This is a genomic window from Paenibacillus sp. BK720 (assembly GCF_011761545.1).
Lineage (GTDB): Bacteria > Bacillota > Bacilli > Paenibacillales > Paenibacillaceae > Pristimantibacillus.
Map to the genome: position 1 here is coordinate 1,390,072 of NZ_JAASRQ010000001.1, position 26,871 is coordinate 1,416,942.

Consider the following 26,871-nt stretch of genomic DNA (forward strand, 5'->3'; position numbering starts at 1 on the left):
CGGAGGTTTGGTTTATCCTTGCTTCAAACGAAGCATCATCGTCCAGAGATCAGCTGTCTCGTAGCCGAGGCGCCAGGCGGCAACGCCGGCGAGGTCGTATTTGATCGCGAGGTTGATCCGCGCCTGCACGCTGCTCGCGGTCTCTGCCCAGAATACATAGGTGAAGCCGTCCTTCACGTATTTGTATTTGGTCTGCCCGGGAGTGGCAGGATCGGAGACGCCAACGGCATTCGTATCGGCGATCAGCTTCGGAATGTCGCTCATCAGGACCGCGCGGTTGCTGACGAGATTGCCGGAGCCGTCAATCTTCCATTCCCGCACATAGAACGGAATGCCCAGCATCAGCTTACTGCGGGGTACGCCGTATGCGAGGAACTGCTGAACGCCCTTTTCCACCCAAGGCAGGCTTGCTACGGAACCCGCGGAAGAGCTTCCGCTCCAATGCTCGTCATACGCCATAATGATGATCGTATCGACCGCTTGAGCAAGCGCGGCATGATCGTAGGCGGTGAGATGATCCCAGGTGACGTCGCCGCGCGGAAGGTCGATGGACACCTTCAGTCCCTTTGCATGCGCGGCTTTCGATAAAGCGGTAACAAAAGCGGTATATTCATCCCGGTCCGTACCGGCAACTTCTTCGAAGTCGATATTTACTCCGTATACCCCGAGCGAGCCAAGCTTGCTGATCAGGGTGGAGATAAACAGCTGCTGCGCATTTGAATCCGCAAGAAACGCCGTCGTCATCTGCTTATCGAAGTCGTTCGACACGAGAGGCATCACCTGAATGCCCTGCGCCTTCAGCGTAGTTACAATCGTCGGATCCGTGAGATCCGTTAACGCGCCGCTGCTATCCTTCAGCTCGAACCACGAAGGGGAGTCGATGGACAGCCCTTGCGTCTTCGACGTTTGGTTCAGAATCGTCTGGCTGTTGGATGAACCGTTCCATGCCAGATAGACAAGACTTTTAGTATTGCTCCACAATTTACGGCCGTCTGCGTTCATGACATAGCTGTTGGAGTAGCCTTTGGCAAACGCAACGGCAGGCGAGCGCGTAAAGAATGATTTCAGCTTTTTGTCTCCTTGATAGACCGAGAGATAAGGCGCGCTGGTCCACCAGGTTGTTCCGTTATGCTTGATTTCGGAATTCCCGAAATATTTGGCATATTGCAGGGCAGGCTGCAGAGCGACAAAGGATTTGATCGTTTTGCCGCTTTGCTGGACATCGTAGGATGGCACATTGGAATGCACGACCAGTCCGGATAACTCATTGACAACGGTGCTGCTCGGAATGGCTGCAGCCGCTTTTATCGCATCATACAGAAAAGCATACGTTTTCGTCCCATCCACCGGTTCCTGATCTACCCGAATGGAGTAGACCGGGCTGCCGCTCCGTATTTTTTTCTCCGTTTGCTCCGTCATGTTGTCCCAGATCCAGCTGTTCGAGCTGAGCTCCATAATATGCGCGTTTGTCCAGCGCTTCGCTTCCTGCTTGGCTGCATCGAGGGTCGTATAACCCCAATTCGCATTTGTATTGTCGCCTTGATAGAGCTGATATTTCGGATAGGATTGATAAATCCAGCCCGGGCTTTCCAAATCCCGGATATGTACGTTTTTCATCTTCTTGGCTGCGGCCAATGCCTCGTTGTACGTGCGGAATTCCCATTTGGTGCTGGATTCGCCGCCTTGATAGATTTTGTACCTGGGCAGGTTGTCCCATACCCACTCACGGCCCGTAATCGCTTCCACATGACTGTACTCGAAACCCGACGCGTAAGCAATCGCCTGTTTATCGGTAGCAAATTCACGCAATGCACGATCGTTCTGATAGACGCGATACTTGGTCATTGTGCCGGAAACCGGGCTGGCTGCCATGCTGATCGCAGACGTCCCAATGGTTTGGGCAACGAACAGAAGCAGAACTGCCGCCGATAGTTTTTTGAACATGCTTTTCTACCACACTCCTCTCAAAGTCTACAAAATTAGACGCAATTGAGAGGGATAGGTTGCGATGATTTTCAGCCGGCATTCAGGTGTAAATTATGGCAGAGGATTTGCAAACCTTGGCATGGACGGATAAAAGAGGTGGAAAAGAATAACAATAAGGGCATGAAGGGAAAAACGGGATGAGGTGATGGCATGGCACAGCTGTTCGAACGGCTGGACCTGAAGGAATGGCTGGACGGGGATAGCGTAGAGCCGGTGGAGCTGGAAAAAAGTCTCCGGGAAGTATGGGGCGTAAATCGGTATCTTGGCGGAAATCCGTCTTTGTTTGTTCATCTGGAGAGGCTGATGCGCAAGCTGGCGCCAAGCGAACCGCTTCGGGTATTGGATGTAGCGACGGGGCTGGCGGATCTTCCGGTTGCATTTGTTGGCTGGTGTGAAAAAAGAGGCAGGAAGGTCTCGCTTGTCGCGGTGGACAACCATCCGCAAATCGTCCAGCTGGCGGCCCGCCGGACGAATGCTTATCCGGCCATTGAAGTCTTGCAGGCGGACGGAACGGACCTGCCCTTTGCGGACCGCAGCTTCGATCTGGCTTTTTGCAATCTTGCCCTGCATCATTTGGACGAGCGATCTGCGGTCAAGCTGCTTGCCGAAATGGCCCGCGTGACTCGCGTTGGCTGGGTCGTAACGGATCTGGAGCGGCATCGCCTCGCCTATTTGGCAGCGAAGCTGCTGGCGAGGTTCGTATGGAAAAGCCCGGTCACAAGGCATGACGGACCGCTCTCCGTTCAACGCTCCTTCACTCCGCAGGAGGCCCGGGAGCTCGTTGAGCTTGCCGGCGTGAATGCGGCGGTACATAAACATTTTCCGTTCCGGTTAGCCGTGGTTGGACATGAATAGGTATGACGTCATTGTCGTAGGTGCCGGTCCCTCCGGCAGCGCATCCGCCAGATTGCTGGCTGCCAGCGGGGTCCGCGTCTTGCTGCTCGATGCGGAAGCCTTCCCTCGGCGAAAGCCTTGCGGCGAATCCTTGAATCCGGGCGCGGTTGCCGCTCTGGGGAGGATAACGGGTTATGCGCATGCCCGGGAAGCCTTCGATTTCCCGTCCAGTCCGATACAAGGCTGGAGAGTAAGCAACGGCAGGGCTTCGCTTGAAGCCGTATTTCCGGAAGGGCAGTACGGGGCGGGATGCCGCAGGGAACAGGTCGATCACTGGCTTGCCGAGCAGGCCGGCAGGGCTGGTGCAGCATTCGAACAGCGAACGAAGGCGGAGCGTCTCATCTGGGAAGGAGACAGAGTGGCCGGCGTAATCGCCCGCTCTCCGGCAGGCATGCCGATGACCATACGCGCCTCGCTAGTTATTGGAAGCGACGGCCTGCGGTCCGTTGTGGCGAGAAGCGCCAAGGTGAACCGCTACGGTTCGCTTCGCAAAGCTGCTTTTACGGCGCGCTTGAACGGGGTGCTCGGGCTAAATGGCAAGGTCGAGTTGTTTACGGCCGGCGATGGTAAAGTGATTGGTCTTGCTCCGATTGGAGGCGGCCAGGCGAACATGACCGTTGTGCTTGGCAGCGCCGAGGCCGCGTCATTGGCAGACAAAGACCGGTCCGGCCTAGTTCTTCGCGAAGCGAGGGCTGTACCGGAGCTGGCGGAGCGGCTGCGGGATGCGGAGATTGAAGGCGGCGTGCTGACATGCGGTCCCTTCGACCGACCGGTTATTCCGCATGACATAGCTGGCATGGTTCTGCTCGGCGATGCGGCGGGTTATTACGATCCGTTAACCGGACAGGGGATCTACCGGGCATTAAGAAGCGCGGAGCTTGCGGCACCTGCCATCGTACAGACGCTTCAGACGCGCGATCCCGAGCCGCTCCGGCAATATAGAATGGCCCGGCAGACGGAATTTGCAACCGGCACCAGAGTGCAGCACATCATTGAACGCTTAAGCAGACATCCTCTCTTATGGCGCTCAGCCCTTCGAGTCATTGGCGCTTCCTCGCTGATGACCAATAAGCTGGCCGAGATCATCGGAGATTGCCCGAAGGAGACGAATACATGTATACCCGTAATGAAGTCACCATAAATTGCGATAAAAAAACGGCTTTCGATTATGCCCGGCAAGTGGAGAATTGGCCGGCGCTGCTTCCGCATTACCGCGGAGTGCAGTTCGAGCAGGGCAGCAGCGATCGGGGCGGACTTGTCATGATGCGGGCGGTAAGACCGTTTAAGCCGTTTAAATGGCCGGTCTGGTGGGTTAGCGAAATGAAGGTGGACGAGCGGTTATGCTCGGTGTATTACAAGCATATTCGCGGCGTTACGACCGGAATGGAAGTCGAATGGCTGATAGAAGCTCTGGATGAAAAGGATCAGGTCAAGGTGACGATCATCCACCGCTGGCTGCAGCCGCCGCTGGGAAGAAGACTGGCAGCCGACATGATCGGCGAGGTATTCGTTTATGCAATTGCAGACCGGACTTTGCAGGGCTTGAAACAGCGGATCGAAGAGCGTGGGAACCAGCAAGACATCCAGGAAGAGGTGGGCTAATATGAACGAGATTAGAGCGGTGGTAACCGGCATCGGCTGCGTAACCCCGATTGGCATAGGAGTCGAAGCGCTATGGGCGGGCGTGCAGCGGGGGGAAAGCGCCGTCAAACCGATCGATCGATTCGCACCGGAGGGGCTTCGCAGCCGGATCGCCGCGCAAATTCCGCATTTCGAAGCGACGGCTTTCATGGACAAGAAGCGGGCGCACCGGATGGACCGATACTCCCAGCTTGCCGTAGCCGGCGGCATTATGGCGCTTCGCGATGCCGGACTGGATGCGGAGGATCTGGAAACCGAGCGGGCAGGCGTCTTTATGGGCTCGGCTCTAGGCGGGATCGCTTTTGCGGAGGAGCAATGCGGGCAATATTTCCAAGGCGGCTTCCGTTCGGTGTCCCCAACGCTTGGATTCTCCGTATTTGGCGGTGCAGCCTCCTGCAATCTCGCCATGGAGTTCGGATTTACCGGACCCAACGAAACAAATTCGATGTCCTGCGGCTCCGGCGCGGTGGCCATCGGCAGGGCTTTGCAGGCTATCCGGCGAGGCGAAGCGGATGTCGTGCTGGCCGGCGGATCGGAAGCACCGCTTGCTCCGTTGTCTTTTGGCGCTTTCGATATGCTGCGCGCGATGTCGACGCGCAATGAAGAACCGGCGAGCGCAAGCAGACCGTTTGACCGGACCCGGGACGGCTTTGTCATGGGAGAAGGCTCCGCTATCCTGGTTATCGAAGCCGAGCATCACGCCCGTGCCCGCGGCGCAAGGATTTACGGAGAGCTGGCTGGCTTTGGATTAACAAACGACGCCCATCATATGAGCGTGCCTCTTCCAACGGGGGAACAAGCGGCGCGGGCGCTCAAGCTGGCGCTCTCCAGCGCGGATATGTCGCCGGATGACGTCTCATACGTCAATGCGCATGGTTCTTCCACGCTGCTTAACGATGTGACGGAATCAAAGGTGATCCGAAGCGTATTCGGCAGCCGCCCGGTAGCGGTAAGCGGAACGAAAGGCCTATACGGCCATCCGCTTGGAGCATCCGGCGCGATAGAAGCGGCGATTACGCTGCTTTCCTTGAATCAGGGCTGGCTGCCGCCAACAACGAATCTGAACGACCCTGATCCGGAGGCCGAGATTGACCTGGTCTCCCGGCAGGCAAGAGAGGTGAAGGCCGAAGCCGCCGTTTCGAATTCCTACGGCTTCGGCGGGGTTAATGCGGTATTGGCATTCCGCAAAGCATAATGAAGAGGCAGTTTCCGTTAAGGATAGCGGGAACTGCCTTTTTTTATTTCAGCTCTTGCGCGGGCATCAGATGAATACCCTCCGAATCCCTCGAATCCTTCGAATTCTTCACCGTAACGAGCGACCTAGCGTAAAAGCAAGCTGATCGGCAAGCATCACTTGCCCGCAAGCGAATATTGTAATTATAGGATGGATGGAGCCGAAGCGGTATAACCTGATCGGAAGGGCGGGAACCAGCATGGAAATACCCGTATATCGCCCGCAAAATCATGTGCGGTTCATTACGGCAGCCGCTTTATTTGACGGGCATGACGCATCAATCAACATTATGAGGCGGATTCTGCAAGCCTCCGGAGTCGAGGTTGTTCATATCGGCCATAACCGGTCGGTTCAGGAGGTGACCAGCGCTGCGATCCAAGAGGATGTTCAGGGCATTGCGATCAGCTCTTACCAGGGCGGCCATATCGAATATTTAACTTATATGTTTGATGTGCTGAAGCAGGCCGGAGCGGGGCATATCAAAATTTTCGCTGGCGGGGGCGGCGTCATTATTCCCTCCGAGATTGAAGCGTTGGAGCGCTACGGCATCGCCAAAGTCTTCTCCCCGGAGGACGGCCGCAGGATGGGGCTGCAGGGGATGATCAATTTGATGATTGAAGCCTGCGATGAGCCGACGCCGAGACAGGCCGAACAGGATCTTAGACTGGCGAAGCAGCGCGATTGGGGAGCCATGGCTAGGCTGATCTCCTCGGCCGAGGATCAGGCTGCGGGCGTGTCTGCCGATGATTGTACAGCTGCCGTACTGCAGCAGCTAAGGGAGAATGTCCCCGGAGTGCCGGTGCTGGGAATAACCGGAACGGGCGGCGCCGGCAAAAGCTCCTTGACGGATGAGCTTGTACGCCGATTCCTGGACGATTTTCCCAACCGCTCGATTGCCGTCATCTCGGTGGATCCGACCAAGATGAAGTCCGGCGGAGCGCTGCTGGGGGATAGGATCCGAATGAATGCCATTCATGATCCGCGGGCATTCATGCGCAGTATGGCCACAAGAAAATCAAAGACGGAGATCAGCGAAGCCACAAGCGACGCGATTGCGATCGCCAAGCACGCGGGATACGACTTTGTTATCGTGGAGACCAGCGGAATTGGCCAAGGGGATGCTGCAATAGTAGAGCTGTGCGATATCGCCATGTATGTAATGACCAGCGAATACGGCGCCGCTAGCCAGTTGGAGAAAATCGATATGATTGATTACGCCGACGTAATCGTCATAAACAAATTTGAGCGCCAAGGCTCGGAGGATGCCTTGAGGGATGTCCGCAGGCAGTATAAGCGCAGTAGACGGCTTGATACGGCTCCTAATGAGCAGCTTCCCGTATTCGGAACGATGGCGAGTCAATTCAACGACCCGGGCGTAACGATGCTCTTCCGGCACGTGATGAAGCTTGCCCAGGACAAAACCGGCGGCAGTTGGCCGGTTCGGCTGGATGAGTCCGGTTTAAGGGCTACAAAGAGAAACTTGATTATTCCGCAGGACCGTACCGGATATTTGCGAGAGATTGTTCAGACGGTCCGGCAATACAAGAAGGATATCGAGGAGCAGGTTGCGGTTGTCCGCACGATTGCCCAGCTGAAGGGTACGAGACAGCTCATTTACGCCAATCAGGAACGGCTTCTGACAAGAGAGGAAACGGCGTTTTTCGCGGATAAGCTGGACGCGATGGCTGCGGAATGGGAAGACCGGCTGCATCCCGATTGCCGGAAACAGCTTGCCGATTGGCCGACCATCCGCAATCTTTACCGGCCTGTTGTTCTGGAATCGCTTTCGGGCAGCGCGGTGCCTAAAGTCAGCCTTCCCAAATTCCATGAGACGGGCGAGCTGCTCCGCTGGCTTCTGAAGGAGAACTTGCCGGGGTATTTCCCGTACACGGCGGGTGTATTCGCCTTTAAGCGAACCGACGAGGAACCCAAACGCCAGTTTGCCGGAGAAGGCACGCCGGAGCGGACGAACCGCCGGTTCCATTATTTGTGCCGGAATGACGAGGCCAAGCGGTTATCCACAGCCTTCGACAGCGTGACCTTATACGGCCAGGATCCAAGCAACCGCCCGGATATATACGGAAGGATCGGGAACAGCGGGGTCAATGTTTGTACGCTTGAGGATATGAAAAAGCTGTACGAAGGCTTTGATCTCTGCCATCCGTCGGTCAGCGTGTCGATGACGATTAACGGGCCGGCGCCTATCCTGCTGGCTATGTTCATGAATACGGCGATCGATCAGCAGGCGGATAAATTCATTGCGGAAAACGGCCGACAGCCGGATGAATCGGAGTACCGGAACATCAAGGCGGGAGCGCTCCGATCCGTGAGAGGTACGGTGCAGGCGGATATTTTGAAGGAGGACCAAGGTCAGAATACCTGCATTTTCAGCACGGAATTTTCGCTTAAAATGATGGGAGACATCCAGCAATATTTTATCGATCACGGCGTACGCCATTATTATTCCGTCAGCATAAGCGGATACCACATTGCGGAGGCTGGCGCCAATCCGGTCACGCAGCTGGCTTTTACGCTGGCTAACGGCTTCACTTATGTCGAGTATTATTTGGCCAGGGGCATGTCTATCGATGACTTTGCTCCAAATCTATCGTTCTTCTTCAGCAACGGCCTTGATCCCGAATACAGCGTAATGGGGCGCGTGGCGCGGCGCATCTGGGCAACCGTCATGAAATTTAAATACGGGGCTAACGAACGAAGCCAGAAGCTAAAATACCACATCCAGACATCCGGCCGTTCGCTGCATGCGCAGGAAATGGATTTAAACGATATCCGGACCACGCTGCAAGCGTTAATGGCCACTTACGATAACTGTAACTCCCTGCATACCAACGCGTATGACGAGGCGGTCACGACCCCTACGGAGAACTCCGTCCGCAGGGCAATGGCGATCCAGCTTATTATCAATCGGGAATTTGGACTCGCGAAGAACGAGAATCCTCTCCAGGGCTCTTTTATCGTGGAAGAGCTGACCGACCTGGTGGAGGAGGCCGTGCTGGAGGAGTTTCTGCGCATCCATGAGCGCGGCGGGGTGCTGGGCGCCATGGAAACCCAGTATCAACGGGGGAAGATCCAGGAGGAATCGTTATTTTACGAACGGAAAAAGCATGCCGGTGAGCTGCCGATTATCGGAGTGAACACGTTCCTCAATCCCAATCCCGAAGAAACGCGAACGGATATCGAGCTGGCACGGTCGACGGAAGCAGAGAGGTTGGCTCAAATCCGCCGATTGCAGGCTTTTCAGAAAAAACATCAGGAGGAGTGCCCGGACGCGCTCGAGGAGCTGAAGAAGGCGGCGGTAACCGGCGGCAATCTGTTCGAAGCCTTAATGGAGGTTGTAAAAAGCGCCTCGATCGGTCAAATCACGGATGCGTTATTCGAAGTTGGGGGGCAATACAGGAGGAATATGTAAGGATGGGATAGAAAATATAGGAAAATAGCTATGGCGAGATAAAGCCGAATGAAAAGCTAAGACGAACAGGAGGGAAGCATCCGTGCTTGTGTTGACATTCATTTTAACTTTGATGAACTCGATATTGCTGCTCGTTATTTACCTTAATCTGCCGAAGCGGGATATCGCGCAGGAAGCCGTTGAACGGGCATGGGCGAATGATCGGAGGAGACAAGAAGAGAAGCAGGCGGGCGACTCTTAAAAACTAAACATAACTCTTGAGAATAGAAAAACCTCCAACTCATAAGAATTGGAGGTTAATCTCATACCCGGCTAATCCTCGATATCCGCCCACATTTCCTCTTCGTCCACATCCAGCTTAATGTTGGTGCGGAAGACGCGGCGGTTGTATTGCCGGTACATATATTGCTCGATGGCCTCGAGCAGATTCGCTTCAATGATATATTGGCTCCGACCGTTAACCCATACTTCCGCGGTGAAGCCGTACTCTTCGTCCCAAGCCAGCTGCACCTCCACGTCCGAAGGTTGCACGCCTCTTCGATCTGCCATATGCAGACAAACGGCATTGATAATTTCGTCCGTGTAAATTCTTGTCATTTAGTAGGGTCTCCGTGGATCGGGATTATTTTTTTTCTTGAACATGCGGAACAGCGAAATCACGATTCGTACCAGAACGAAGATCGCAATCAGGTTAATGAGGAGGCCGAAGAACTGACCCATGCCGCCCATATTGCCAAGCAGACCGCCGAACAGCATGCCTGCGAGACCGCCGATCAGCATACCCTTCATAAAGCTGCCGCCGCTGAAAAAGCCTTTGTTCGTTGTCGCAGCGCCGGTTTTATTCGTTGTAGCGCCAGTCTTTGTACCGGAAGTCGATTCCTGTACGTTAGCTTGTTTCTTGGGGGTTTGCGTGTAACTTTGTTTTGGAGATTTGAATCCTCCTCCGCGCTTTGCCGCATCCGCTTGGCCTAGACCAAATGTCAGAAACAAAGCGAAAGCCATGATGACCAGTAACCCTTTTTTCATTGTGTACGTCTCCTCCTGCTTCGATGTGTAGCTCAATAATTGCTATGATACACATTTACGGCTAATATTAACGGAGGTTTCAAAAATATTTTTGTACACAATGTTCCAAATCATATATATGCAAAGGAGAGAACCCCTATGAATTACCCATCTGCTTATATATCGTACCTAGCGGAGTTTAACGGGACGCGGGATTTCTTCGAATGTCATGAGCTACTGGAGGAGCACTGGAAGGAGCATCCGGACGATCCCCGGGCGTTGTTGTGGGTTGGACTCATTCAGCTTGCCGTCGGCCAATATCACGAGCGGCGGGGGAATTCGAATGGTGCTTTAAAAATGTACGAAAAGGCGCTCGGGAAGCTGGATCTGCTCTCCCTTGAGCAGTTAGGTCTGGACGGAACGCGGACGATCGAGGATCTTTCGCGCCGGTACGACTGCCTGCGAAAGGGTCAATCGCTGCCTTACCGAGACATGACGCTTGTCGTAACGGATCCCGAGCTGGAGCGGCATTGCATTCAGCTATGCGATGCCTTACAGGTGAAATGGGGAAGCAGCAGCCCCATGAATGCGGATGCTTTGATTCACCGGCATAAATTGCGTGACCGCAGCGACGTATTAGCGGAGAGGGCAGCAGCAATCGAAGCGAAAAAAAGGAACCGGACCGCGGAATAACCACGCGTGCCCGGTTCCTTTTTTGTATGTTATTTTTGGTAGCCGTCCACGATCAGGTCAAGAGCGCCTGTGTCCGGGTGAATGGCAAGGCCGTGTACCGGAGTGTTAGGCGGAAGAAGCGGGTGGTTGCGCACGATGCTAACGCTCTTCTCGACGCTGTCGCGCAGGTTGTCAAAGCCGGTCAGCCAGCGGTTCAGGTCTACGCCGGAATGACGGAGCGTGTTGATCGTTTGCTCGGAAATGCCGCGTTCCAGCATGTGGCCGACAACAGTCTCCGGATCGATGCCGGTCATGCCGCATCCGTGGTGCGCAATAATAAATACCTCGTCTGCCTTCAGCTCGTAGAGGGCTACAAGGACGCTGCGCATAATGTTGCCGAATGGCTGCGTAATAATCGCGCCTGCGTTTTTGATGATTTTGGCATCGCCGTTTTTCAGGTTCAATGCTTTAGGGAGCAGCTCAACAAGCCGGGTGTCCATGCATGTGACGACAACGATTTTGCGGTTAGGGAACTTATCCGTCAGATATTGCTCGTATTCCTTGTTTTCGACGAAAGCTTTGTTGTGGTTCAAGATTTTTTCCAAGTTGTTCATTTGATTACCTCCTAATAATAACAATAAAAGATTAGTTCTTCAGAAAACGAAGGTCAAGCGTATAGATCTGGCTGTCGCTCTTGAGGCTGTACGCTTCGCGGGCGGCATCATAATCAATACGAAGCTCCGGCTCGAAAAACACTTCGTGGCGAGGCTCGAACCAGAACGGGAACGGGTCGCCTTGGGCAAGCCGGTCGTCCGGGCCGCCTTGCTCAATGAGCTGAAGCGCCGGGACGCCGCTGACGACGCAGCCGCAGCCTTCGGTATCATGCAGCAGCTTCAGCTGCTTGCGGCCTTCCTCTATGTAAGGGGCCAGCGACGTAACGGCAGCAGGAGTAAAAGTTATGCGCATGTCGTATTCTCTCCTTCTCTCTACTCTATTAACGACAAAAAAGGTTAAAGTTGATTATACGTTTTGTAATCGTTAAGATCAAGATAGGCTCTGTTCAAAATGAGCAAATTTGGAATGGGGAAGGTGGATGGAATAATGACGGTACATAAGGAAACAACCGCAAAATTTATGGAAACAATCCGTAAAATGAAAAGCTACGAGGAAGCGCTTGGCGTCCTGTATTGGGATCTTCGGACCGGAGCGCCGCGCAAAGGCATGGATACCCGCTCGGAGGTTATCGGCGCTTTGTCCGGCGACATGTTCAAGCTCTCGACTTCGCCCGAGCTTGGCGAATATTTGAACGAGCTGGAGCAGCCGGCCGCCCGTGAGCAATTATCCGATATTGAACGGAAGCTCGTTAGCGAAACGCGCAAAGACTACGATCGAAGCGTCAAAATTCCGCCAAAGCTTTATCAAGAATACGTTGTGCTTTCATCGCAAGCGGAATCCAAATGGGAGGAAGCCAAAGCAAGCAACGATTACGCCGGCTTCCAGCCGCTGCTCGAAAAAGTCATCGATTATACGCAGCAATTTATTGACCTGTGGGGGCCGAAAGCAACCCGCTACGATACCTTGCTTGACCAGTATGAACCGGGTATGACGACGGCAGAGCTGGACCGCGTGTTCGGCGGCTTGCGCGAGCAGCTGGTTCCGCTTGCTGCCGCAATTGCGGCGTCCCCGCATCAGCCGGATACTTCCTTTCTGGGGCAAAAATACGATAAGCAGGCGCAAAAAGCGTTCAGCTTGTATATTTTGAACCAGATGGGCTACAACTTCGAAGCAGGCCGCCTCGACGAGAGCGTTCATCCGTTTGCAACCGGGCTTAACCCGGGCGATGTCCGCATCACGACCCGTTACCTGGAGAATGATGTGACAAGCGCGCTGTTCGGTACCATACATGAGGGCGGACATGCCTTGTACGAGCAAAATATTATGCCCGAGCTGATCGGCACTACGCTGTGCACGGGTACTTCGATGGGCATTCACGAATCGCAGTCGCGCTTCTGGGAAAATGTCATCGGACGAAGCAAGCCGTTCTGGGAGCAATATTTCGGCAAGCTGCAGGAGAAATTCCCCGGCCAGCTTGACGTGTCGGTCGAACAGTTCTACCGCGGCATTAACGTCGTGCAGCCGTCCCTGATCCGGATCGAAGCCGACGAGCTGACGTACAACCTGCACATTATCATTCGTTACGAGATCGAGAAAATGATCTTTAATGAAGGCGCAAAAGCAGCGGACCTCCCGGCGATCTGGAACGACAAGTACAAGGAGTACCTGGGCATCGTTCCGCCGACTAACGCGGAAGGCGTGCTGCAGGACGTTCACTGGTCCGGCGGAGCGTTTGGCTACTTCCCGTCGTATTCGCTTGGCAATATGTACGCCGCGCAAATCGCCGACACGATGGAGCGGGAGCTCGAAGGCTTCTGGAGCCTGATCGGCCGCGGCGAGTTGCTTCCGATAAAGGAATGGCTGACCGAGCGCATCTACAGGTACGGCAAGCTGAAGTCGCCGTCGGAGCTGATCCAAAGCGTTACCGGCAAGCCGCTGGATCCTCAGCATTTGGTGAGTTATCTCGAGCGCAAATACAAGGATATTTATAAGCTGTAAACCACAAAGTGGCCGTCCCGAGTCGGGGCGGCTTTTTTTTGCTTGGCACGCGGGTATTGTTTCAACTCGTAAACTGCTGCAGCGCGGAAAAAGCCTGCTAATCGGTGGCAAGCAGCCGTTGTGTTTCAGGATTCCAAGCCAAGAGTTCCCATTGTTCGGAATTCACCGACTTTTTTCCTCCTGCATAGGCTATTGTACTTTACTACTTACTTTAATTGAGTAATCACGGGAGGTTTACAGATGAGAAGGAAGCTATGGCTGTCGCTGCTCCTGATTGTGGCGCTTACGACAACGGCCGCGCTGGCCGGCTGCGGCAAGGGAAGCTCGGAGAAGGTTAAGCTGACGATCGGCGAAGTAACGAGGTCGGTTTTTTACGCTCCGGAGTATGTTGCTCTGGCGAAAGGGTTTTTCGCTGACGAAGGACTGGACGTGACGCTGACAACAACGGCGGGCGGGGACAAAACGATGACCGCGCTGCTCTCCAACACGATTGACGTCGCGCTTGTCGGTTCGGAAACGTCGATCTACGTGTACCAGCAAGGTTCCGACGACCCGGTTATCAACTTTGCCCAAGTGACGCAAACCGACGGTACGTTCCTGGTTGCCCGCAATGACCCGAATTTTGACTGGAACAATCTGAAGGGGGCAACATTCCTCGGCCAAAGGAAAGGCGGCATGCCGCAAATGGCGGGCGAATTCACGCTGAAGAAGCATAACATCGACCCTCATGCGGACCTGGAACTCATTCAAAACGTTGATTTTGCGAATATCGCGCCTGCCTTCGCATCCGGCACGGGCGATTATGTACAGCTGTTTGAGCCAACGGCGTCCGTATTTGAAAAGCAAGGAACCGGCAAGGTTGTCGCATCCTTTGGCGTAGAGAGCGGGCATTTGCCGTATACCGTCTTTATGGCGAAACAAAGCTATATCAAGAAAAATACGGCTGCCATTCAATCATTTACGGATGCTGTGCACCGCGCTCAGCTTTGGGTACAAGAAAACGATGCCGCAACGATTGCGGACGTTGTTGCCCCTTACTTCGACAACGTGGATAAAGACATTCTGGTCAGTTCCATTGACCGTTACAAACAACAAGGCTCTTACGCAACGGACCCCGTAATCGACGAAGGCGAATGGAACAACCTGCTGGACGTGATGACGCAGGCAGGCGAGCTCAAGGAACGGACGGAGTACGGCAAAATCGTGGATAACAGCTTTGCGGAGAAATCGATACAAGACGTGAAGAAATAAGCTTGCGTTTAAGAAGCAAGAACGACCATGGCTGTTTAGATGTTCAACAATTAAGCGAACTTTTAGGAGGGACTTTCGATGGCTGGCGAAGATAATCGGCTGGAACTGAAGGATGTGTCCCATGTCTACGTAAACGAAAAGGGTGCTTCCTTGGCCGTCGAGAATTTGAATTTGACGGTTCGGCGCGGTGAGTTCGTCAGCCTCGTCGGTCCGAGCGGCTGCGGCAAGACAACGATTCTTAGCATGCTTGCGGGTTTATTTTCTCCTACGGGAGGGCAGGTGCTTCTCGCAGGAGCGCCCGTCCTTGGTCCGTCCCGGCTGGTTGGTTACATGCTGCAGCAGGATTTCTTGTTTCCGTGGCGGACAATTCGGGATAACGCGGCAATAGGCCTGGAAATTACGGGCGGAAAAACGAAAGAGGCGATGACGGAAGTCGATCGCCTATTAACGGAGCTGGGACTGCCGGGCTCGGGGAGCAAGTATCCGCACGAGCTTTCGGGCGGCATGCGGCAGCGTGTCGCCTTGGCCCGCATGCTTGCGACGAATCCGGAAGTGATGCTGCTCGATGAACCTTTTTCCGCGCTCGATCTGCATATCAAGCTTCAGCTTGAGGATCTGGTAGACGAAACGCTGAAGCGTCTCGGCAAAACGGCCGTGCTCGTCACTCACGATCTGGCGGAAGCCGCTGCGATGAGCGACCGGGTTATCGTGCTGGCCGCGAATCCGGGCAGAATCGTGAAGGAGCTTGAGGTACCGGATGAAATCCGGCAGGCAACGCCGATGGAAGCGCGCAAGCTGCCGGGCTTCCAGGACGTATTCGATCAACTGTGGGCAGAGCTTAACCGGGCGGAAGGAGGCGGCGGGCATGCCTAAGGAAGAGAAGACGCGCGGGCAAGCATGGTTATCCGGCGTTGAGGAAGACCGCGAGAGCGGAATGAGAGAGCTGCACGCGTTATTCAAGCAAAAGGCGAGACGGGTAACCGCGGCAGTAGGAACCACTCAGATTGCTATCCTGCTGTTGTTTATCGCTCTGTGGGAAGCGGCAGGCAGGCAAAGATGGATCGACCCGCTGCTGTTCAGCTACCCGACCAAAATCATCAACCAGCTGTGGAGCTCGATGGCGGACGGCACGATCTGGCCGCACATCGGAATGACCGTGTCCGAGACGATTATCGGATTTCTGCTCGGTACCCTTGTCGGAACCGGCATTGCCGCGTTATTGTGGTGGTTTCCTTTTTTATCGAGGGTACTGGATCCTTATCTGGTCGTATTGAACAGTCTGCCGAAGGTTGCGCTAGGTCCGCTTTTTATCGTTACGCTTGGACCCGGCTTTACTTCGATTGTGGCGGTAACCTTGTCGGTAACGGTTATCATTACAACGATTAATATATACAACCGGTTCAGAGAGATCGAGGCGGGCTATATCAAGGTGGTCCGGCTATTTGGCGCGAGCAGGGCGCAGCTGTTCCGGCTTGTCATTCTTCCCGCCTCATTTCCGGTTATTATTTCGGCCCTCAAGGTCAATGTAGGTCTCGCCTGGATCGGGGTTATCGTCGGCGAATTCCTGGTCGCAAAGCTTGGACTCGGCTATCTGATGATCTACGGCTTCCAGGTGTTCAACTTCACCCTCGTGTTGTCCACGCTGATTGTCATCGCCGTTGTCGCAACCATTATGTATCAACTTGTGGCGATATTGGAACGGAAGTTGACGTCAGGCTGGCGAGAGCGTTAGGATAAGCGTATTAATCTATCCGAACGTGAGGGAAATTAGTGGGCATTCGCATCATCAAAACAGCATTAGCAGCCATTATCGCCATTTATTCGGCTGTATATCTGAACTTGGAGCCGCCGCTTGGCGCGGGTATTCTTGCTATTCTCGGTGTAGAAGTCAGCCGGATGAAAGGGCTGAAGAGCGCTATTCAGCGTTTCGTCGCTTCTTCGCTGGGACTTTTTTTTGCCTCTTTGGTCTTTACGATCTTTGGTTTTCATATTTGGGTAGTGGCTTTATTTATCTTGATGACGTTCCCCGTATTGGCGCGCTTCCAGCTGAAAGACGGGATTGTGACAAGCGCGGTTATCGTGTTCCAGCTGTTTAATCACGGGGAAGTCACCGTTGATGTATTGGAAAACGAAGTGCTGCTCATGATATGCGGCCTTGGCTGGGCAACCGTAATCAACTTCATCTATATGCCGAAGGATCAGCATCTGCTGGAAGGGCTCAAGGCGTCCGTCGAGAAGCTGCTCGGCGATATTTTCACCGAGATGGGCAGGACGCTCCGCGATCCCTCTCATATCTGGAACGGCAGCGAGCTGCTCGAGGTTCACCGGGTTATAGATGAAGGCGCGCGCCGGGCCGTGCTGAACAAGGAGAACCGGCTATTCGGGCAAGAGCATTATTGGTCCACTTACTTCGAAATGCGGCGTCTCCAGCTCGAATCGGTGCAGGCAATGCTGGAAGAGCTTGCGCTCGTCTACGAGAAGCTGCCGCAGAACGAACCGCTTGCGGAGCTGCTGGAGCTCCTGTCCGGGGAAGTGAAATCCGAAGTATACCGCGGGATAACGGAAAAACGCTTGTCCGAGCTGAGGCAGCTGTACAAGTCGATGGAGCTTCCGCGCACGCGGGATGAATTCGAGCTTCGGGCCGCGATTTTGAAGATGACGATGGAGCTTGAAAGGTATCTGGCAATCGCCAAGCGATTAAAGAAAAGAAATGTCATGTTAGACAAAGCGGAGCCATAAAATAAAGAGGGATAAAATTCGTGGCGGCGCGGGAAAGAATCAGTCACCCTAGACGAATGACCTGCATACACTTTAAATGAATGATTGTATGGAGGAGGTTAAATCGATGACATTTGCAGATAAACAGCTACAAGGTAGAGAGATTATAACGAAAGCTGTCTGCGGGAAAGGTCGTAAGTTTTCCACTGTCTCTCATACCGTAACACCGCCTCATCACCCGACCAGCATATTGGGTGCGTGGGTAATCAACCACCAATATGAAGCGGTTCGATCGGGCGACGGAATTGAGGTAATTGGTACTTACGATCTCAACATTTGGTATTCGTATAGCAAGAATTCGCAAACGGACGTAGCAAAAGAAACCGTGCATTACGTTGAGCATGTGCCTCTTTCTTATCTGGACCCTAAGCATCGGTCTTCCACGGAAGAAGTATCCGCCGATTGCATTCAGGAGCCGAATTGCATTGAGGCTAACATCTCGTCAAGCGGTTCCGGCGTTGTCGTTCGCGTTGAGCGCGAGTATGCGGTTGAAATGATCGCCGAGACAAAAGTTTGGGTAGCCTGCTTCCCGGGCGGCTACGACGACGGCAAAGAACTTGAGTTCGGTCTCGGCGACGGGGATTACGAGGATCTGGATCCAGACTTACTGGACGACGACCTGTAAGCCGGAAGCACTTATCCGCTTCTGTACTGTAAGATATGCCGCTATGTCGGCAAATTCGAGGGCGAAAGCCCTCTTTTTGTTGAATTCAATTAATTTGGGCATTCGCCGCATGCCTCTAAAATCATTATCGAATCCAATACAAAGTAGGTGGGCGGGTATGGCTGGCAACCGGCTGAACCGGCTTGGGAACGAACGGCAGGCCATAGCCTTGACGGAAGCCGAAATGCGGGAAAGATGGCTGAGGGCGGGACTTTACCGGAGTCCGCAGGAGGATGAACGCTTATACCGGATTCGGGTTTCCGAGCTTGCGCTGATTGAGATTAAGCGGATTAACCGGGCAGGCAGAACGTTAGGCGGCGGGGAACCGATTGCGGCCGCCGCTGCCGGCCGTCCGGCCGAATGGCCGGCGGATCCCGTGCTCCGCCGGGTAATACGAAGAGGGATTGCGGGACTTTATGCCGCGGGCATCGATGCCGGAGAAGCGGATGTTGCGCTGGGGACGGACGGCCGCGTGTCCATGAGGGCGGCCAGGTGCCGCAAAATAGCTCCGCTGCCGCTGAAAGAGGCGGAAGCGGAGCGCCGGGAACCGCCGCTTCTCATCGGGGCGGATCCGGAGTTTGTGCTTATCCGGCCGGACGGCAAGATCGCCCCGGCCTCCCGGTATTTGGGCGGCGTCTTCGGTGCAGCGGGCAGCGACGCCATGCTGATCGGGCGGCGGCTGATGTATCCCGTCGCCGAGCTGCGGCCCGAGCCTGCCGCAGACCCGGCAAGGCTCGCGGAGGGCATCCGGCGGCTGATGCTCCGAGCCGCCAAGCTTGTCCGCGACCCGAGTCTCCGCTGGGCCGCGGGTGCCATGCCCGTGCCGGGGCTTGCGCTCGGCGGGCATATCCATCTCAGCGGCGTGCGACTGACGCCGCGCCTGCTGCGCCTGCTCGACAGCTACGCCGCGTTCCCGCTGGCGCTGGTCGAGGATCCCGCCGGCCGCGGGCGGCGACCCCGCTACGGCGTTCTGGGCGATTATCGCCAGCAGCCGCATGGCGGCTTCGAATACCGGACGCTGCCGAGCTGGCTGGTGTCGCCGGCCGCGGCCAAAGCCGCCTTCGCGCTGGCGCTTCTCTGCGCGCGCGAGGCGGATGCCTTGCAGGACATACCGGCTCTTGACGAGCGGTATGTCGCAGCTTATTACGCTGGCGACCGCGCAGAGCTCGCCGGCTGTCTCGACGGCGTCGCCGCTTCTATGTCGGCGACAAACAGCTATGCCGCGCTGACGCCGTACATCGAGCCTCTGCTCGATGCGGCGAGGCGCGGCGCCACGTGGGATGAGCGGGCTGACATCCGCGTCAAATGGCGCATCCCGCGCCTATGATGGCTGCGCCGGTTGCCAACGTTCCTGGCGCCGGCTCGCTTGCGTCCGCTTTTTCGAATCCCTCGTCCAGTCTCGATTTCAAATCTGGTTGGCGGTCATTGCGTCCACCGCTAAGGGCGGGGTATCGTTTGGGCTGTCTCAGGCGATAACAGGCTTTTTTCTTCCGGCTGCCTGCCCGGCTTGGGCCATGCAGGTTGGCGCGCGGCAATAGGCTTGGTATAATAGCAGAATGATGTTTTTATTAAATATAAGAAAGTATAGGTTTTCACTATACCTCGCTTATATTTCACCCGCGAAACGCATGCTGCCCCTCCTGAGGACGGAGCAGCGGTTTACGCTTGAAATATAAGAAAGTATAGGTTTTCACTATACCGCTCTTATATTTCACTCGCGAAACGCATGCTTCTCCTTTTAAGGACGGAGCGCCGTTTACGCTTGAATGCTATGTACCTGGGAGGGGCAACGGTGGCCGGTTATACCCCGATGATTCAACAATATCTCGCAATTAAGGAGCAAGCGAAAGACGCGTTCCTTTTCTTCCGTCTCGGCGATTTCTACGAGATGTTTTTTGACGATGCTATCCATGCATCGCGCGAGCTTGAGATTACTTTAACAGGCAGAGAGGGCGGCGTCTCGGAGAAAATCCCGATGTGCGGGGTCCCTTATCACTCTGCGGAAAACTATATTGCAAGGCTGGTCGAAAAAGGCTTCAAGGTTGCGGTCTGCGAGCAGGTGGAGGACCCAAGCGCGGCCAAAGGCGTCGTGCGCCGGGAGATCGTTCGCGTCATTACGCCGGGAACGGTCATGGAATCGAAGTCTCTGGAGAGCAAATCAAATAACTTTATCGTTTCCGTCGGATCGGTCTCCACGGCGGCAATCGGAATGGCCGCCTGCGACCTGTCGACCGGCGAGCTTTATGCGACATCGCTGGCTTTCAATATCGATGCGTTAATTGATGAAATTAACGTCTATCAGCCTGCCGAGATCGTTGGCGACGAAAGCCTGCTGGCACAGCTCAAGGAGCAGGCGGTCTGGAACCGTCCCGTGCTGCTGACAAGCCGCGAGCCGATGGCCGAGGACAAGCTGCGCCAGCAGTTCGAAGCGTCGCAGCTGGAAGGACTTAACGATGCGCGTTACCGCGCGGTCAGCCTCTTGACCGGTTACCTCGAGGAGACGCAGAAGCGCTCCCTAGGCCATGTCCGTACAATCCGCTCTTACGAGCCGAATCAATACATGATTCTGGATCATTACACGCGCCGCAATCTCGAGTTGACCGAAACGGTGCGCGACCGGAGCAAAAAAGGCTCCCTTCTGTGGCTGCTCGACCGAACCCAGACGTCGATGGGGGCAAGGCTGCTCAGACGCTGGATCGACAAGCCGCTTCTCAACCGTTCGAAGATTGAAGAACGGTACGAAGCGGTGGATGCGCTCTACCGGAATTTGATTGCCCGCGACGAAATCCGTTCGGAGCTGAACCAGGTGTACGATCTCGAGCGGCTGGTTGGCCGGGTCGCTTTCGGCAGCGCGAACGGCAGGGACATGAACGCGCTGAAAAGCTCTATCCGCCGAACGCCGCAGCTCGTCGAGCTGGCGCGGCAAGCCGGCTCGGAGCGGCTTCGCCAGCTTGTGGACGGTCTGGACGACTGCTCCGATCTGGCCGATCTGATCGAGACGGTTATCGTGGACGAGCCTCCCGTATCGTTACGGGAAGGCGGGTTAATCCGCGCCGGTTACGACGATTACCTCGATCAGCTTCGGGAAGCCAGCACGAATGGCAAGAAATGGCTAGCCGAGCTGGAACGACGGGAACGCGAAGCGACCGGCATCAAAACGATAAAAATCGGTTTCAACAAAGTGTTCGGTTATTATCTCGAGGTATCCAAAGGCGCCTTGGGCATGCTGCCCGAAGGACGTTACGAGCGGAAGCAGACGCTGGCGAACGCGGAACGCTTCGTCACGCCGGAGCTGAAGGAGAAGGAACGGCTAATTCTCGAAGCCGAGGACAAAATGGTTGATCTGGAGTACGCCCGCTTCATCGAGCTGCGGGATCATCTTGCCCTGCAGCTTCATCGTCTGCAGAGGCTCGCCGAGGTCGTGGCGGAGCTTGACGTTTATCAGTCGCTCGCCACGGTCAGCGCGGAGAGAAGATTCGTCCGTCCGGTAATAACCGATCAATACGATCTCGTTATTGAAGAAGGACGCCATCCGGTTGTTGAGGCGGTAATGGACGGCGTGCCGTTTATTAACAACGCTACTGCGCTTCGCCAAGAGGAGCAGTCGATGCTGCTCATTACCGGTCCGAATATGGCGGGCAAGAGCACCTATATGCGCCAGGTAGCCCTGATTTGCATCATGGCGCAGATCGGCTGCTTTGTGCCGGCAAAGACGGCGGAAATCCCGATGATCGACCGCATCTTTACCCGGATTGGCGCGGCCGACGATCTTATCGGCGGTCAAAGCACGTTTATGGTCGAGATGAAGGATATTCAGCTCATGACGGAAAAGGCCACGGCAAGCAGCCTCGTTATCATTGACGAGCTTGGCCGCGGCACGTCGACAAGCGAAGGGATGTCTATCGCGCAGGCGGTCATCGAATTCGTCCATCACCATATCGGCTGCAAAGCGCTTGTCTCCACGCATTTCCATGAGCTGTCGCATCTGGAGGCTTCTCTTCCGAAGCTGGCGAACGCCTGCATGGCCGTACAAGAAAGCGGCGATCATGTGACCTTCCTGCGCAAGCTGATTCCCGGAGCGGCAAGCACAAGCTACGGGATTTATTGCGCAAGGCTGGCGGGGCTTCCGAATTCCATTATTGACCGGGCTTACGTCCTGCTTGAGCAATTGGAGGAAGGGGCTTCGGAGAAGCCGTCGGCAAGCCCTGCCATTACGGCCTCAAGCGTGGCGGCTGAAGCTCCGACAGCTTCGTCTTATACTGCGGTTCCCGATTCCGGGCTGGTATTCAAGGAAACGGCAGCCGCTGTCCAGCTCTCTATTTTTGACGAGCCGGAAGCGCCCGTTCAACCGCCGCAGGAGCAGGGACGCCGCAAAGCTTCGCCGAAGGCCGAGCAGCTCGCCGACCAGCTCCGGAAGCTGGACTTGTTCAATATGACGCCGATGCAAGCGATGCAATGGCTGAACGAAATGAAGCAGAAGCTGAACGATTAACCTGAAAGGCAGCATAAAAGGTTTAGAAGCGAGGAGGGGTTCGCATGGGGAAAATCCAGGTATTGGACGAGCAGCTTGCCAACCAGATTGCGGCGGGCGAGGTCGTGGAACGGCCTGCGTCCGTCATCAAGGAGCTGGTCGAGAACGCGATTGATGCCGGCAGCTCCGTTATCGATATCACGATCGAAGAAGGCGGATTGTCGTTTATTCGGGTTACCGATAACGGCGCGGGCATAGAGCCGGCGGATATGGAAACCGCGTTCCAACGGCACGCCACGAGCAAAATCTCGTCCAGCAGCGATTTGTTCAAGATCGCAAGCCTTGGCTTCCGCGGCGAGGCGCTGCCGAGTATCGCGGCCGTATCGCGGCTCGAATGCGTGTCGTCGACCGATTCGACGGGCCTAGCCCAGCGCCTTGTGATAGAAGGCGGAACGGTTACGGCGAGCGAGCCTGCCAACGCCCCTCAAGGCACCGATATGTCGGTGCGGGATTTATTTTACAATACGCCGGCAAGGCTGAAATATATGAAGGCCATCCAGACGGAGCTTGGACATATAACCGATTACGTCTACCGGATTGCCTTGGCGCATCCCGGTATCGCGATCACGCTGAAGCATAACGGTTCGGTGCTGCTTCGGACGCTTGGCACGGGGGACAGACTGCAAGTTATCGCGGCCGTGTATGGAACGAATACGGCTAAGGCGATGCTGAAGGTGGAAGGCGAGACGTCGGATTACGATTTGCGCGGTTACGTATCGAAGCCGGAGCTGACGCGGGCGAACCGCAACGGCATGACCGTGATCGTGAACGGCCGCTACATCCGCAGTCATGCGGTCAATCAGGCCATCCTGCAGGCTTATCATACGCTGCTGCCAATCAACCGCTTCCCGATCGTGGTATTGGAGATCGGCATGCATCCAAGCCTCCTTGACGTGAACGTGCATCCTTCCAAGATGGAAGTCCGTTTCAGCAAAGAAAATGAGCTGAGAACGCTGGTGGAGCAGGCGGTAAAAGGCGCCCTCGGACAGGTCAGGCATATTCCGGGACCGGCCGAAAAGCGAGAACGGGAAAAGCCGATGTTCGTACAGGATGCGATCTCCTTCCACCGGCCGGATCCGCTGTCGATGCCTTGGGGACAGGAACGGACGCCACCCAGTGCCGACGGTCCGTCGGGAGCTTCGGGCGGTTCCGCCCGTTCGTCAAGCGCCTATAATCCAAGCAGACCGGCCGGCTCATCATCGTTACCGTCAGCTGGGACGGGCTCAGCCTACAATCCGTCGTTCCCTCAGCTTCCGAAGCGCGATTACGTGCCAAAGGATGCGGCGGAGCGTTTGTACAAGCCCGCGGAGCAGCGCGACATATCCGTTCGCGAAGCAGCGGCTCCCTGGGAGCAAGCCGCGCCGGCGCTGCAGGCACCGGAAGAAACGGCAGCCCCATCCCAGGCCCCTGATTCGGAGCCGCCAGTCGGAGAGACGAAGGAGCGGCCGGACGGTACGCCGGCTTTCCCGGAGCTGTACTGGATCGGGCAGCTGCACGGCACGTATATCGTGGCGCAAGCTGAGGAAGGTCTGTATCTGATCGATCAGCATGCCGCGCATGAACGGATTAATTACGAATATTACTTCCGGAAATTCGGCAATCCGCAAGCGGCAAGCCAGCAGCTTCTCGTTCCGCTCACCTTGGAATTTACATCCGGCGAAGCGGAGCAGCTGCGAGGCATGACCGGTTTATTCCAGGAAGCCGGAGTTGAATTGGAGCCCTTTGGGGCGCAGACTTTTCTTATCCGCTCGTACCCGGAATGGTTCCCGCAGGGCGAGGAGCAGGCCATTATCGAGGAAATGGCAGAATTGCTGCTAAGCGAACGCAAGTCCATCAATATCGCGAAGCTCAGGGAAAAAGCGGCGATTATGTGCTCCTGCAAAGCGTCGATTAAAGCCAACGACCGGAAGACCCGTGAAGAGGGAGAAGCATTGCTGGCCCGACTCGCGGCCTGCAACCAGCCTTATACCTGTCCGCATGGCCGTCCGATTGTGGTTCATCTTTCGACTTATCAGCTTGAAAAAATGTTTAAACGGGTGATGTCATGATTGTAACTACCTCCGACAAGCCGTCTCAGCGGGCGTTATCGACAGCCAGAAGGCTTGCGGGAGAGCTGTCCGCTCAGTACGTACCGCGAGGCAAACAGACGCTTCGCCAGATGGCGGAAAGGATGGCTGTGATCCGGCTGATCGTCGTAACGGAGAAGGAAGTCCGCTATTACGACGGCCAGACGGAGTCGCCGCTCTATTTTCATCCCAGCATGGCATTCGTAAGGGTGAAGAGACTGCGGCGCGGAGAAAGCGATCCGCTGCTTGATCTGACGGGCTGTAAGCCGGGAGACATCGTCATAGATTGTACCGCCGGTCTTGCCGCGGATTCTCTCGTATTCTCGTACGCGGCAGGAGAGACGGGAGCGGTGACGGCCATAGAAAGCGAGCCGGTCTTGTGCGCGGTCGTGCGCGAAGGATTGGCCGGCTATCAGTCCGGCTTAACGGATGTGGATGCAGCCATGCGCAGAATCCGAATGATCAACGTTAATCATGCCGAATATTTGGCGGGACTTCCGGACAACAGCGTCGATATCGTATACTTCGATCCGATGTTCCGGCAGCCGATTCACGAATCCAGCGCCTTGGAGCCGCTGCGCAAGCTGGCCAACGGCAGTGCGCTGACGGTGGAAGCCGTGCGGGAGGCGATCAGGGTCGCGCGCAAGACCGTCGTCATGAAGGAGCACCGCGAGAGCGGGGAATTCGAACGGCTTGGATTCGAACGGCGGCATGTGAATACGTCGAAAATAGCTTATGGAGTGATAGAGGTTGCAGGAAGCAGCAAATAAGGAACGCAAGCAGCCGCTGCTTGTTCTGGTAGGACCGACGGCTGTAGGCAAGACACAGCTCAGCCTCGATCTCGCCAAAGCATGGAACGCCGAGATCATATCCGGCGATTCGATGCAGGTATACAAGGAAATGGATATCGGCACGGCCAAGCTGCCTCTAGCCGAGCGGCAAGGGATCGTCCATCATCTGATCGATATTTGCGAACCGGACGAGGCTTATTCGGTCGCGGACTTTCAGCAGCATTGCAGAGAAGCGATTGCCGATATTTCGGCAAGAGGAAAGCTTCCTTTTATCGTGGGAGGCACCGGACTTTACGTTGAATCCGTCTGCTACGGCTTTGAATTTAACGAAAACGGCTCGGATCCCGCATTCCGCGACGAGCAGCAGCGATATGCCGATGAGCACGGCGCGGAAGCGCTCCATGCCAGACTAGCCGCGGTAGACCCGAAATCCGCCGAACGGCTGCACCCGAATGATCAGCGCCGCATCATCCGCGCGCTTGAAATCTTTCATCTGTCCGGCGAGATGATGTCTGCGCAGCTGGAAAGACAGAAAAAAGAATCGCCCTACGAATTGTGTATACTAGGTCTCGCCATGGATAGAAAAGTGCTCTACTCGCGTATCGAACAGCGGGTTGATCAAATGCTGGAGGATGGACTCGTCGAGGAAGTAAGAGGACTGCTGGACCGCGGCGTGGCGGAGGACAGCCTTGCCATGCAAGGGCTTGGCTACAAGGAAATCGTCATGTACCTGCGCGGCGAATGCACGCTTGAGGCGGCGGTGGAGCTGCTGAAGCGGGATACGAGAAGGTTCGCCAAACGCCAGCTTTCCTGGTTCCGGCACATGAAGGATATCGAGTGGATCGACATGGGGGAAAATTTTCACAACAATTTGCGGCGGATTCATGGTATAATAGCAGGAAAGTTTCAAGTCAATCTTGAATATACTTCTAATCAATCTTTTTTAGACGGGGGTAACGTCCAATGAACAAATCGATCAATATTCAAGATACTTTCTTGAACCAACTGCGTAAAGACAACATTCCGGTTACGGTTTTCTTAATGAACGGCTTTCAGATCAGAGGCGTTATTAAAGCGTTCGATAACTTTACGATCATCATTGACAGCGAAGGCCGTCAGCAAATGGTGTACAAGCACGCGATCTCGACGTTTACTCCTCAGCGTAACGTATCCTTAATGCAAGACAACAGTGCTTCGGAAGCATAGAACGTAACGTTATTTGTGAAACCTTCTTCTTGCAGGTAACGTTTAACTTGATAGCGGAAGGCAAGAACAACCCGCTCCAGCAGGGTTGTTCTTTTCATTCCGGGGTATA

At 55.2% G+C, this 26,871-nt stretch carries 25 protein-coding genes; 19 read left to right on the forward strand and 6 right to left on the reverse strand.

Annotation, left to right across the window (positions count from 1 at the left end):
* Nucleotides 1-12: 12 nt before the first annotated feature.
* Complete coding sequence (locus FHT67_RS06230; protein ID WP_167196438.1) at nt 13-1,944, reverse strand: glycosyl hydrolase family 18 protein; 1,932 nt, start codon at nt 1,942-1,944, stop codon at nt 13-15.
* A gap of 192 nt (nt 1,945-2,136) precedes the next feature.
* Between FHT67_RS06230 and FHT67_RS06235 the strand changes: the two genes are divergently transcribed.
* From FHT67_RS06235 to FHT67_RS06260, 6 genes are all read left to right on the forward strand, one after another.
* Nucleotides 2,137-2,841 carry a methyltransferase domain-containing protein gene (locus FHT67_RS06235; RefSeq protein ID WP_132304944.1) on the forward strand — a complete coding sequence of 235 codons (705 nt, stop codon included), beginning with the start codon at nt 2,137-2,139 and terminating at the stop codon, nt 2,839-2,841.
* Entirely contained in the window at nt 2,834-4,021 is a 1,188-nt protein-coding gene (locus tag FHT67_RS06240) for an NAD(P)/FAD-dependent oxidoreductase (RefSeq protein ID WP_167196441.1), read from the forward strand. Before FHT67_RS06235 ends, FHT67_RS06240 begins: the two co-directional genes overlap by 8 nt.
* Nucleotides 3,994-4,482 (forward strand): SRPBCC family protein, encoded by a 489-nt coding sequence (locus tag FHT67_RS06245; protein ID WP_132304948.1) that lies wholly within the window; start codon nt 3,994-3,996, stop codon nt 4,480-4,482. The genes FHT67_RS06240 and FHT67_RS06245 overlap by 28 nt, the downstream gene beginning before the upstream one ends.
* 1 nt (nt 4,483) lies before the next feature.
* Nucleotides 4,484-5,716 carry a beta-ketoacyl-[acyl-carrier-protein] synthase family protein gene (locus tag FHT67_RS06250; RefSeq protein WP_167196444.1) on the forward strand — a complete coding sequence of 411 codons (1,233 nt, stop codon included), beginning with the start codon at nt 4,484-4,486 and terminating at the stop codon, nt 5,714-5,716.
* A gap of 238 nt (nt 5,717-5,954) precedes the next feature.
* On the forward strand, nt 5,955-9,185 hold the full coding sequence (gene icmF, locus FHT67_RS06255) for a fused isobutyryl-CoA mutase/GTPase IcmF (protein ID WP_167196448.1): 3,231 nt from the start codon (nt 5,955-5,957) through the stop codon (nt 9,183-9,185).
* An 82-nt stretch (nt 9,186-9,267) separates the two neighbouring features.
* The gene (locus FHT67_RS06260; RefSeq protein WP_167196450.1) at nt 9,268-9,426 is read left to right on the forward strand and encodes a hypothetical protein; all 159 of its coding nucleotides are present in this window, start codon (nt 9,268-9,270) and stop codon (nt 9,424-9,426) included.
* A gap of 71 nt (nt 9,427-9,497) precedes the next feature.
* On the opposite strand, the gene FHT67_RS06265 is transcribed toward FHT67_RS06260, so the two are convergent.
* A complete protein-coding gene (locus FHT67_RS06265) occupies nt 9,498-9,782 on the reverse strand; it encodes a YxcD family protein (protein ID WP_132304954.1) in 285 nt (94 codons plus the stop codon).
* Entirely contained in the window at nt 9,783-10,211 is a 429-nt protein-coding gene (locus FHT67_RS06270) for a hypothetical protein (RefSeq protein WP_132304956.1), read from the reverse strand.
* 138 nt (nt 10,212-10,349) lie between these two features.
* Between FHT67_RS06270 and FHT67_RS06275 the strand changes: the two genes are divergently transcribed.
* Complete coding sequence (locus FHT67_RS06275; protein WP_132304958.1) at nt 10,350-10,883, forward strand: DUF309 domain-containing protein; 534 nt, start codon at nt 10,350-10,352, stop codon at nt 10,881-10,883.
* Nucleotides 10,884-10,912: 29 nt separating this feature from the next.
* On the opposite strand, the gene FHT67_RS06280 is transcribed toward FHT67_RS06275, so the two are convergent.
* Together FHT67_RS06280 and FHT67_RS06285 are read right to left on the reverse strand one after the other, a co-directional pair.
* The gene (locus FHT67_RS06280; protein ID WP_132304960.1) at nt 10,913-11,476 is read right to left on the reverse strand and encodes a beta-class carbonic anhydrase; all 564 of its coding nucleotides are present in this window, start codon (nt 11,474-11,476) and stop codon (nt 10,913-10,915) included.
* Between the two features lie 31 nt (nt 11,477-11,507).
* The gene (locus FHT67_RS06285; RefSeq protein WP_132304962.1) at nt 11,508-11,828 is read right to left on the reverse strand and encodes an iron-sulfur cluster biosynthesis family protein; all 321 of its coding nucleotides are present in this window, start codon (nt 11,826-11,828) and stop codon (nt 11,508-11,510) included.
* 135 nt (nt 11,829-11,963) lie between these two features.
* On the opposite strand from FHT67_RS06285, the gene FHT67_RS06290 reads away from it, so the two are divergent.
* From FHT67_RS06290 to FHT67_RS06320, 7 genes are all read left to right on the forward strand, one after another.
* Nucleotides 11,964-13,475, forward strand: coding sequence for a carboxypeptidase M32 (locus FHT67_RS06290; protein WP_132304964.1), 1,512 nt, complete (start codon nt 11,964-11,966; stop codon nt 13,473-13,475).
* A gap of 240 nt (nt 13,476-13,715) precedes the next feature.
* Complete coding sequence (locus FHT67_RS06295; RefSeq protein ID WP_132304966.1) at nt 13,716-14,726, forward strand: ABC transporter substrate-binding protein; 1,011 nt, start codon at nt 13,716-13,718, stop codon at nt 14,724-14,726.
* Between the two features lie 78 nt (nt 14,727-14,804).
* Entirely contained in the window at nt 14,805-15,599 is a 795-nt protein-coding gene (locus FHT67_RS06300; protein WP_132304968.1) for an ABC transporter ATP-binding protein, read from the forward strand.
* A complete protein-coding gene (locus FHT67_RS06305; protein ID WP_167196452.1) occupies nt 15,592-16,458 on the forward strand; it encodes an ABC transporter permease in 867 nt (288 codons plus the stop codon). The genes FHT67_RS06300 and FHT67_RS06305 overlap by 8 nt, the downstream gene beginning before the upstream one ends.
* 38 nt (nt 16,459-16,496) lie before the next feature.
* Nucleotides 16,497-17,465, forward strand: coding sequence for an aromatic acid exporter family protein (locus FHT67_RS30490; protein ID WP_132304972.1), 969 nt, complete (start codon nt 16,497-16,499; stop codon nt 17,463-17,465).
* Between the two features lie 106 nt (nt 17,466-17,571).
* The gene (locus tag FHT67_RS06315) at nt 17,572-18,129 is read left to right on the forward strand and encodes an outer spore coat protein CotE (RefSeq protein WP_127491414.1); all 558 of its coding nucleotides are present in this window, start codon (nt 17,572-17,574) and stop codon (nt 18,127-18,129) included.
* Nucleotides 18,130-18,205: 76 nt separating this feature from the next.
* On the forward strand, nt 18,206-19,495 hold the full coding sequence (locus FHT67_RS06320; RefSeq protein WP_167196455.1) for a putative amidoligase domain-containing protein: 1,290 nt from the start codon (nt 18,206-18,208) through the stop codon (nt 19,493-19,495).
* Here FHT67_RS06320 and FHT67_RS29665 read toward each other — a convergent pair.
* Entirely contained in the window at nt 19,470-19,703 is a 234-nt protein-coding gene (locus FHT67_RS29665) for a hypothetical protein (protein ID WP_208403121.1), read from the reverse strand. The genes FHT67_RS06320 and FHT67_RS29665 overlap by 26 nt on opposite strands.
* A gap of 257 nt (nt 19,704-19,960) precedes the next feature.
* On the opposite strand from FHT67_RS29665, the gene mutS reads away from it, so the two are divergent.
* The 5 genes from mutS to hfq are packed head-to-tail and all read left to right on the forward strand — an operon-like array spanning nt 19,961 to nt 26,762.
* Complete coding sequence (gene mutS, locus FHT67_RS06325) at nt 19,961-22,660, forward strand: DNA mismatch repair protein MutS (protein WP_167196458.1); 2,700 nt, start codon at nt 19,961-19,963, stop codon at nt 22,658-22,660.
* A gap of 44 nt (nt 22,661-22,704) precedes the next feature.
* A complete protein-coding gene (gene mutL, locus FHT67_RS06330; RefSeq protein WP_167196461.1) occupies nt 22,705-24,747 on the forward strand; it encodes a DNA mismatch repair endonuclease MutL in 2,043 nt (680 codons plus the stop codon).
* A complete protein-coding gene (locus tag FHT67_RS06335) occupies nt 24,744-25,535 on the forward strand; it encodes a class I SAM-dependent methyltransferase (RefSeq protein WP_167196464.1) in 792 nt (263 codons plus the stop codon). The genes mutL and FHT67_RS06335 overlap by 4 nt, the downstream gene beginning before the upstream one ends.
* Entirely contained in the window at nt 25,516-26,523 is a 1,008-nt protein-coding gene (gene miaA, locus FHT67_RS06340; RefSeq protein ID WP_167196467.1) for a tRNA (adenosine(37)-N6)-dimethylallyltransferase MiaA, read from the forward strand. Before FHT67_RS06335 ends, miaA begins: the two co-directional genes overlap by 20 nt.
* Nucleotides 26,520-26,762, forward strand: a complete 243-nt coding sequence (gene hfq, locus FHT67_RS06345; RefSeq protein WP_015844208.1) for an RNA chaperone Hfq — start codon at nt 26,520-26,522, stop codon at nt 26,760-26,762. The genes miaA and hfq overlap by 4 nt, the downstream gene beginning before the upstream one ends.
* Nucleotides 26,763-26,871 lie beyond the last annotated feature (109 nt).

Excerpts from the sequence above, each read along its gene's own strand:
- FHT67_RS06230 (WP_167196438.1), bottom strand. The coding sequence starts at position 1,944 with ATGTTCAAAAAACTATCGGCGGCAGTTCTGCTTCTGTTCGTTGCCCAA.
- FHT67_RS06235 (WP_132304944.1), top strand. The coding sequence starts at position 2,137 with ATGGCACAGCTGTTCGAACGGCTGGACCTGAAGGAATGGCTGGACGGG.
- FHT67_RS06240 (WP_167196441.1), top strand. The coding sequence starts at position 2,834 with ATGAATAGGTATGACGTCATTGTCGTAGGTGCCGGTCCCTCCGGCAGC.
- FHT67_RS06245 (WP_132304948.1), top strand. The coding sequence starts at position 3,994 with ATGTATACCCGTAATGAAGTCACCATAAATTGCGATAAAAAAACGGCT.
- FHT67_RS06250 (WP_167196444.1), top strand. The coding sequence starts at position 4,484 with ATGAACGAGATTAGAGCGGTGGTAACCGGCATCGGCTGCGTAACCCCG.
- icmF (WP_167196448.1), top strand. The coding sequence starts at position 5,955 with ATGGAAATACCCGTATATCGCCCGCAAAATCATGTGCGGTTCATTACG.
- FHT67_RS06265 (WP_132304954.1), bottom strand. The coding sequence starts at position 9,782 with ATGACAAGAATTTACACGGACGAAATTATCAATGCCGTTTGTCTGCAT.
- FHT67_RS06270 (WP_132304956.1), bottom strand. The coding sequence starts at position 10,211 with ATGAAAAAAGGGTTACTGGTCATCATGGCTTTCGCTTTGTTTCTGACA.
- FHT67_RS06275 (WP_132304958.1), top strand. The coding sequence starts at position 10,350 with ATGAATTACCCATCTGCTTATATATCGTACCTAGCGGAGTTTAACGGG.
- FHT67_RS06280 (WP_132304960.1), bottom strand. The coding sequence starts at position 11,476 with ATGAACAACTTGGAAAAAATCTTGAACCACAACAAAGCTTTCGTCGAA.
- FHT67_RS06285 (WP_132304962.1), bottom strand. The coding sequence starts at position 11,828 with ATGCGCATAACTTTTACTCCTGCTGCCGTTACGTCGCTGGCCCCTTAC.
- FHT67_RS06290 (WP_132304964.1), top strand. The coding sequence starts at position 11,964 with ATGACGGTACATAAGGAAACAACCGCAAAATTTATGGAAACAATCCGT.
- FHT67_RS06295 (WP_132304966.1), top strand. The coding sequence starts at position 13,716 with ATGAGAAGGAAGCTATGGCTGTCGCTGCTCCTGATTGTGGCGCTTACG.
- FHT67_RS06300 (WP_132304968.1), top strand. The coding sequence starts at position 14,805 with ATGGCTGGCGAAGATAATCGGCTGGAACTGAAGGATGTGTCCCATGTC.
- FHT67_RS06305 (WP_167196452.1), top strand. The coding sequence starts at position 15,592 with ATGCCTAAGGAAGAGAAGACGCGCGGGCAAGCATGGTTATCCGGCGTT.
- FHT67_RS06315 (WP_127491414.1), top strand. The coding sequence starts at position 17,572 with ATGACATTTGCAGATAAACAGCTACAAGGTAGAGAGATTATAACGAAA.
- mutL (WP_167196461.1), top strand. The coding sequence starts at position 22,705 with ATGGGGAAAATCCAGGTATTGGACGAGCAGCTTGCCAACCAGATTGCG.
- FHT67_RS06335 (WP_167196464.1), top strand. The coding sequence starts at position 24,744 with ATGATTGTAACTACCTCCGACAAGCCGTCTCAGCGGGCGTTATCGACA.
- hfq (WP_015844208.1), top strand. The coding sequence starts at position 26,520 with ATGAACAAATCGATCAATATTCAAGATACTTTCTTGAACCAACTGCGT.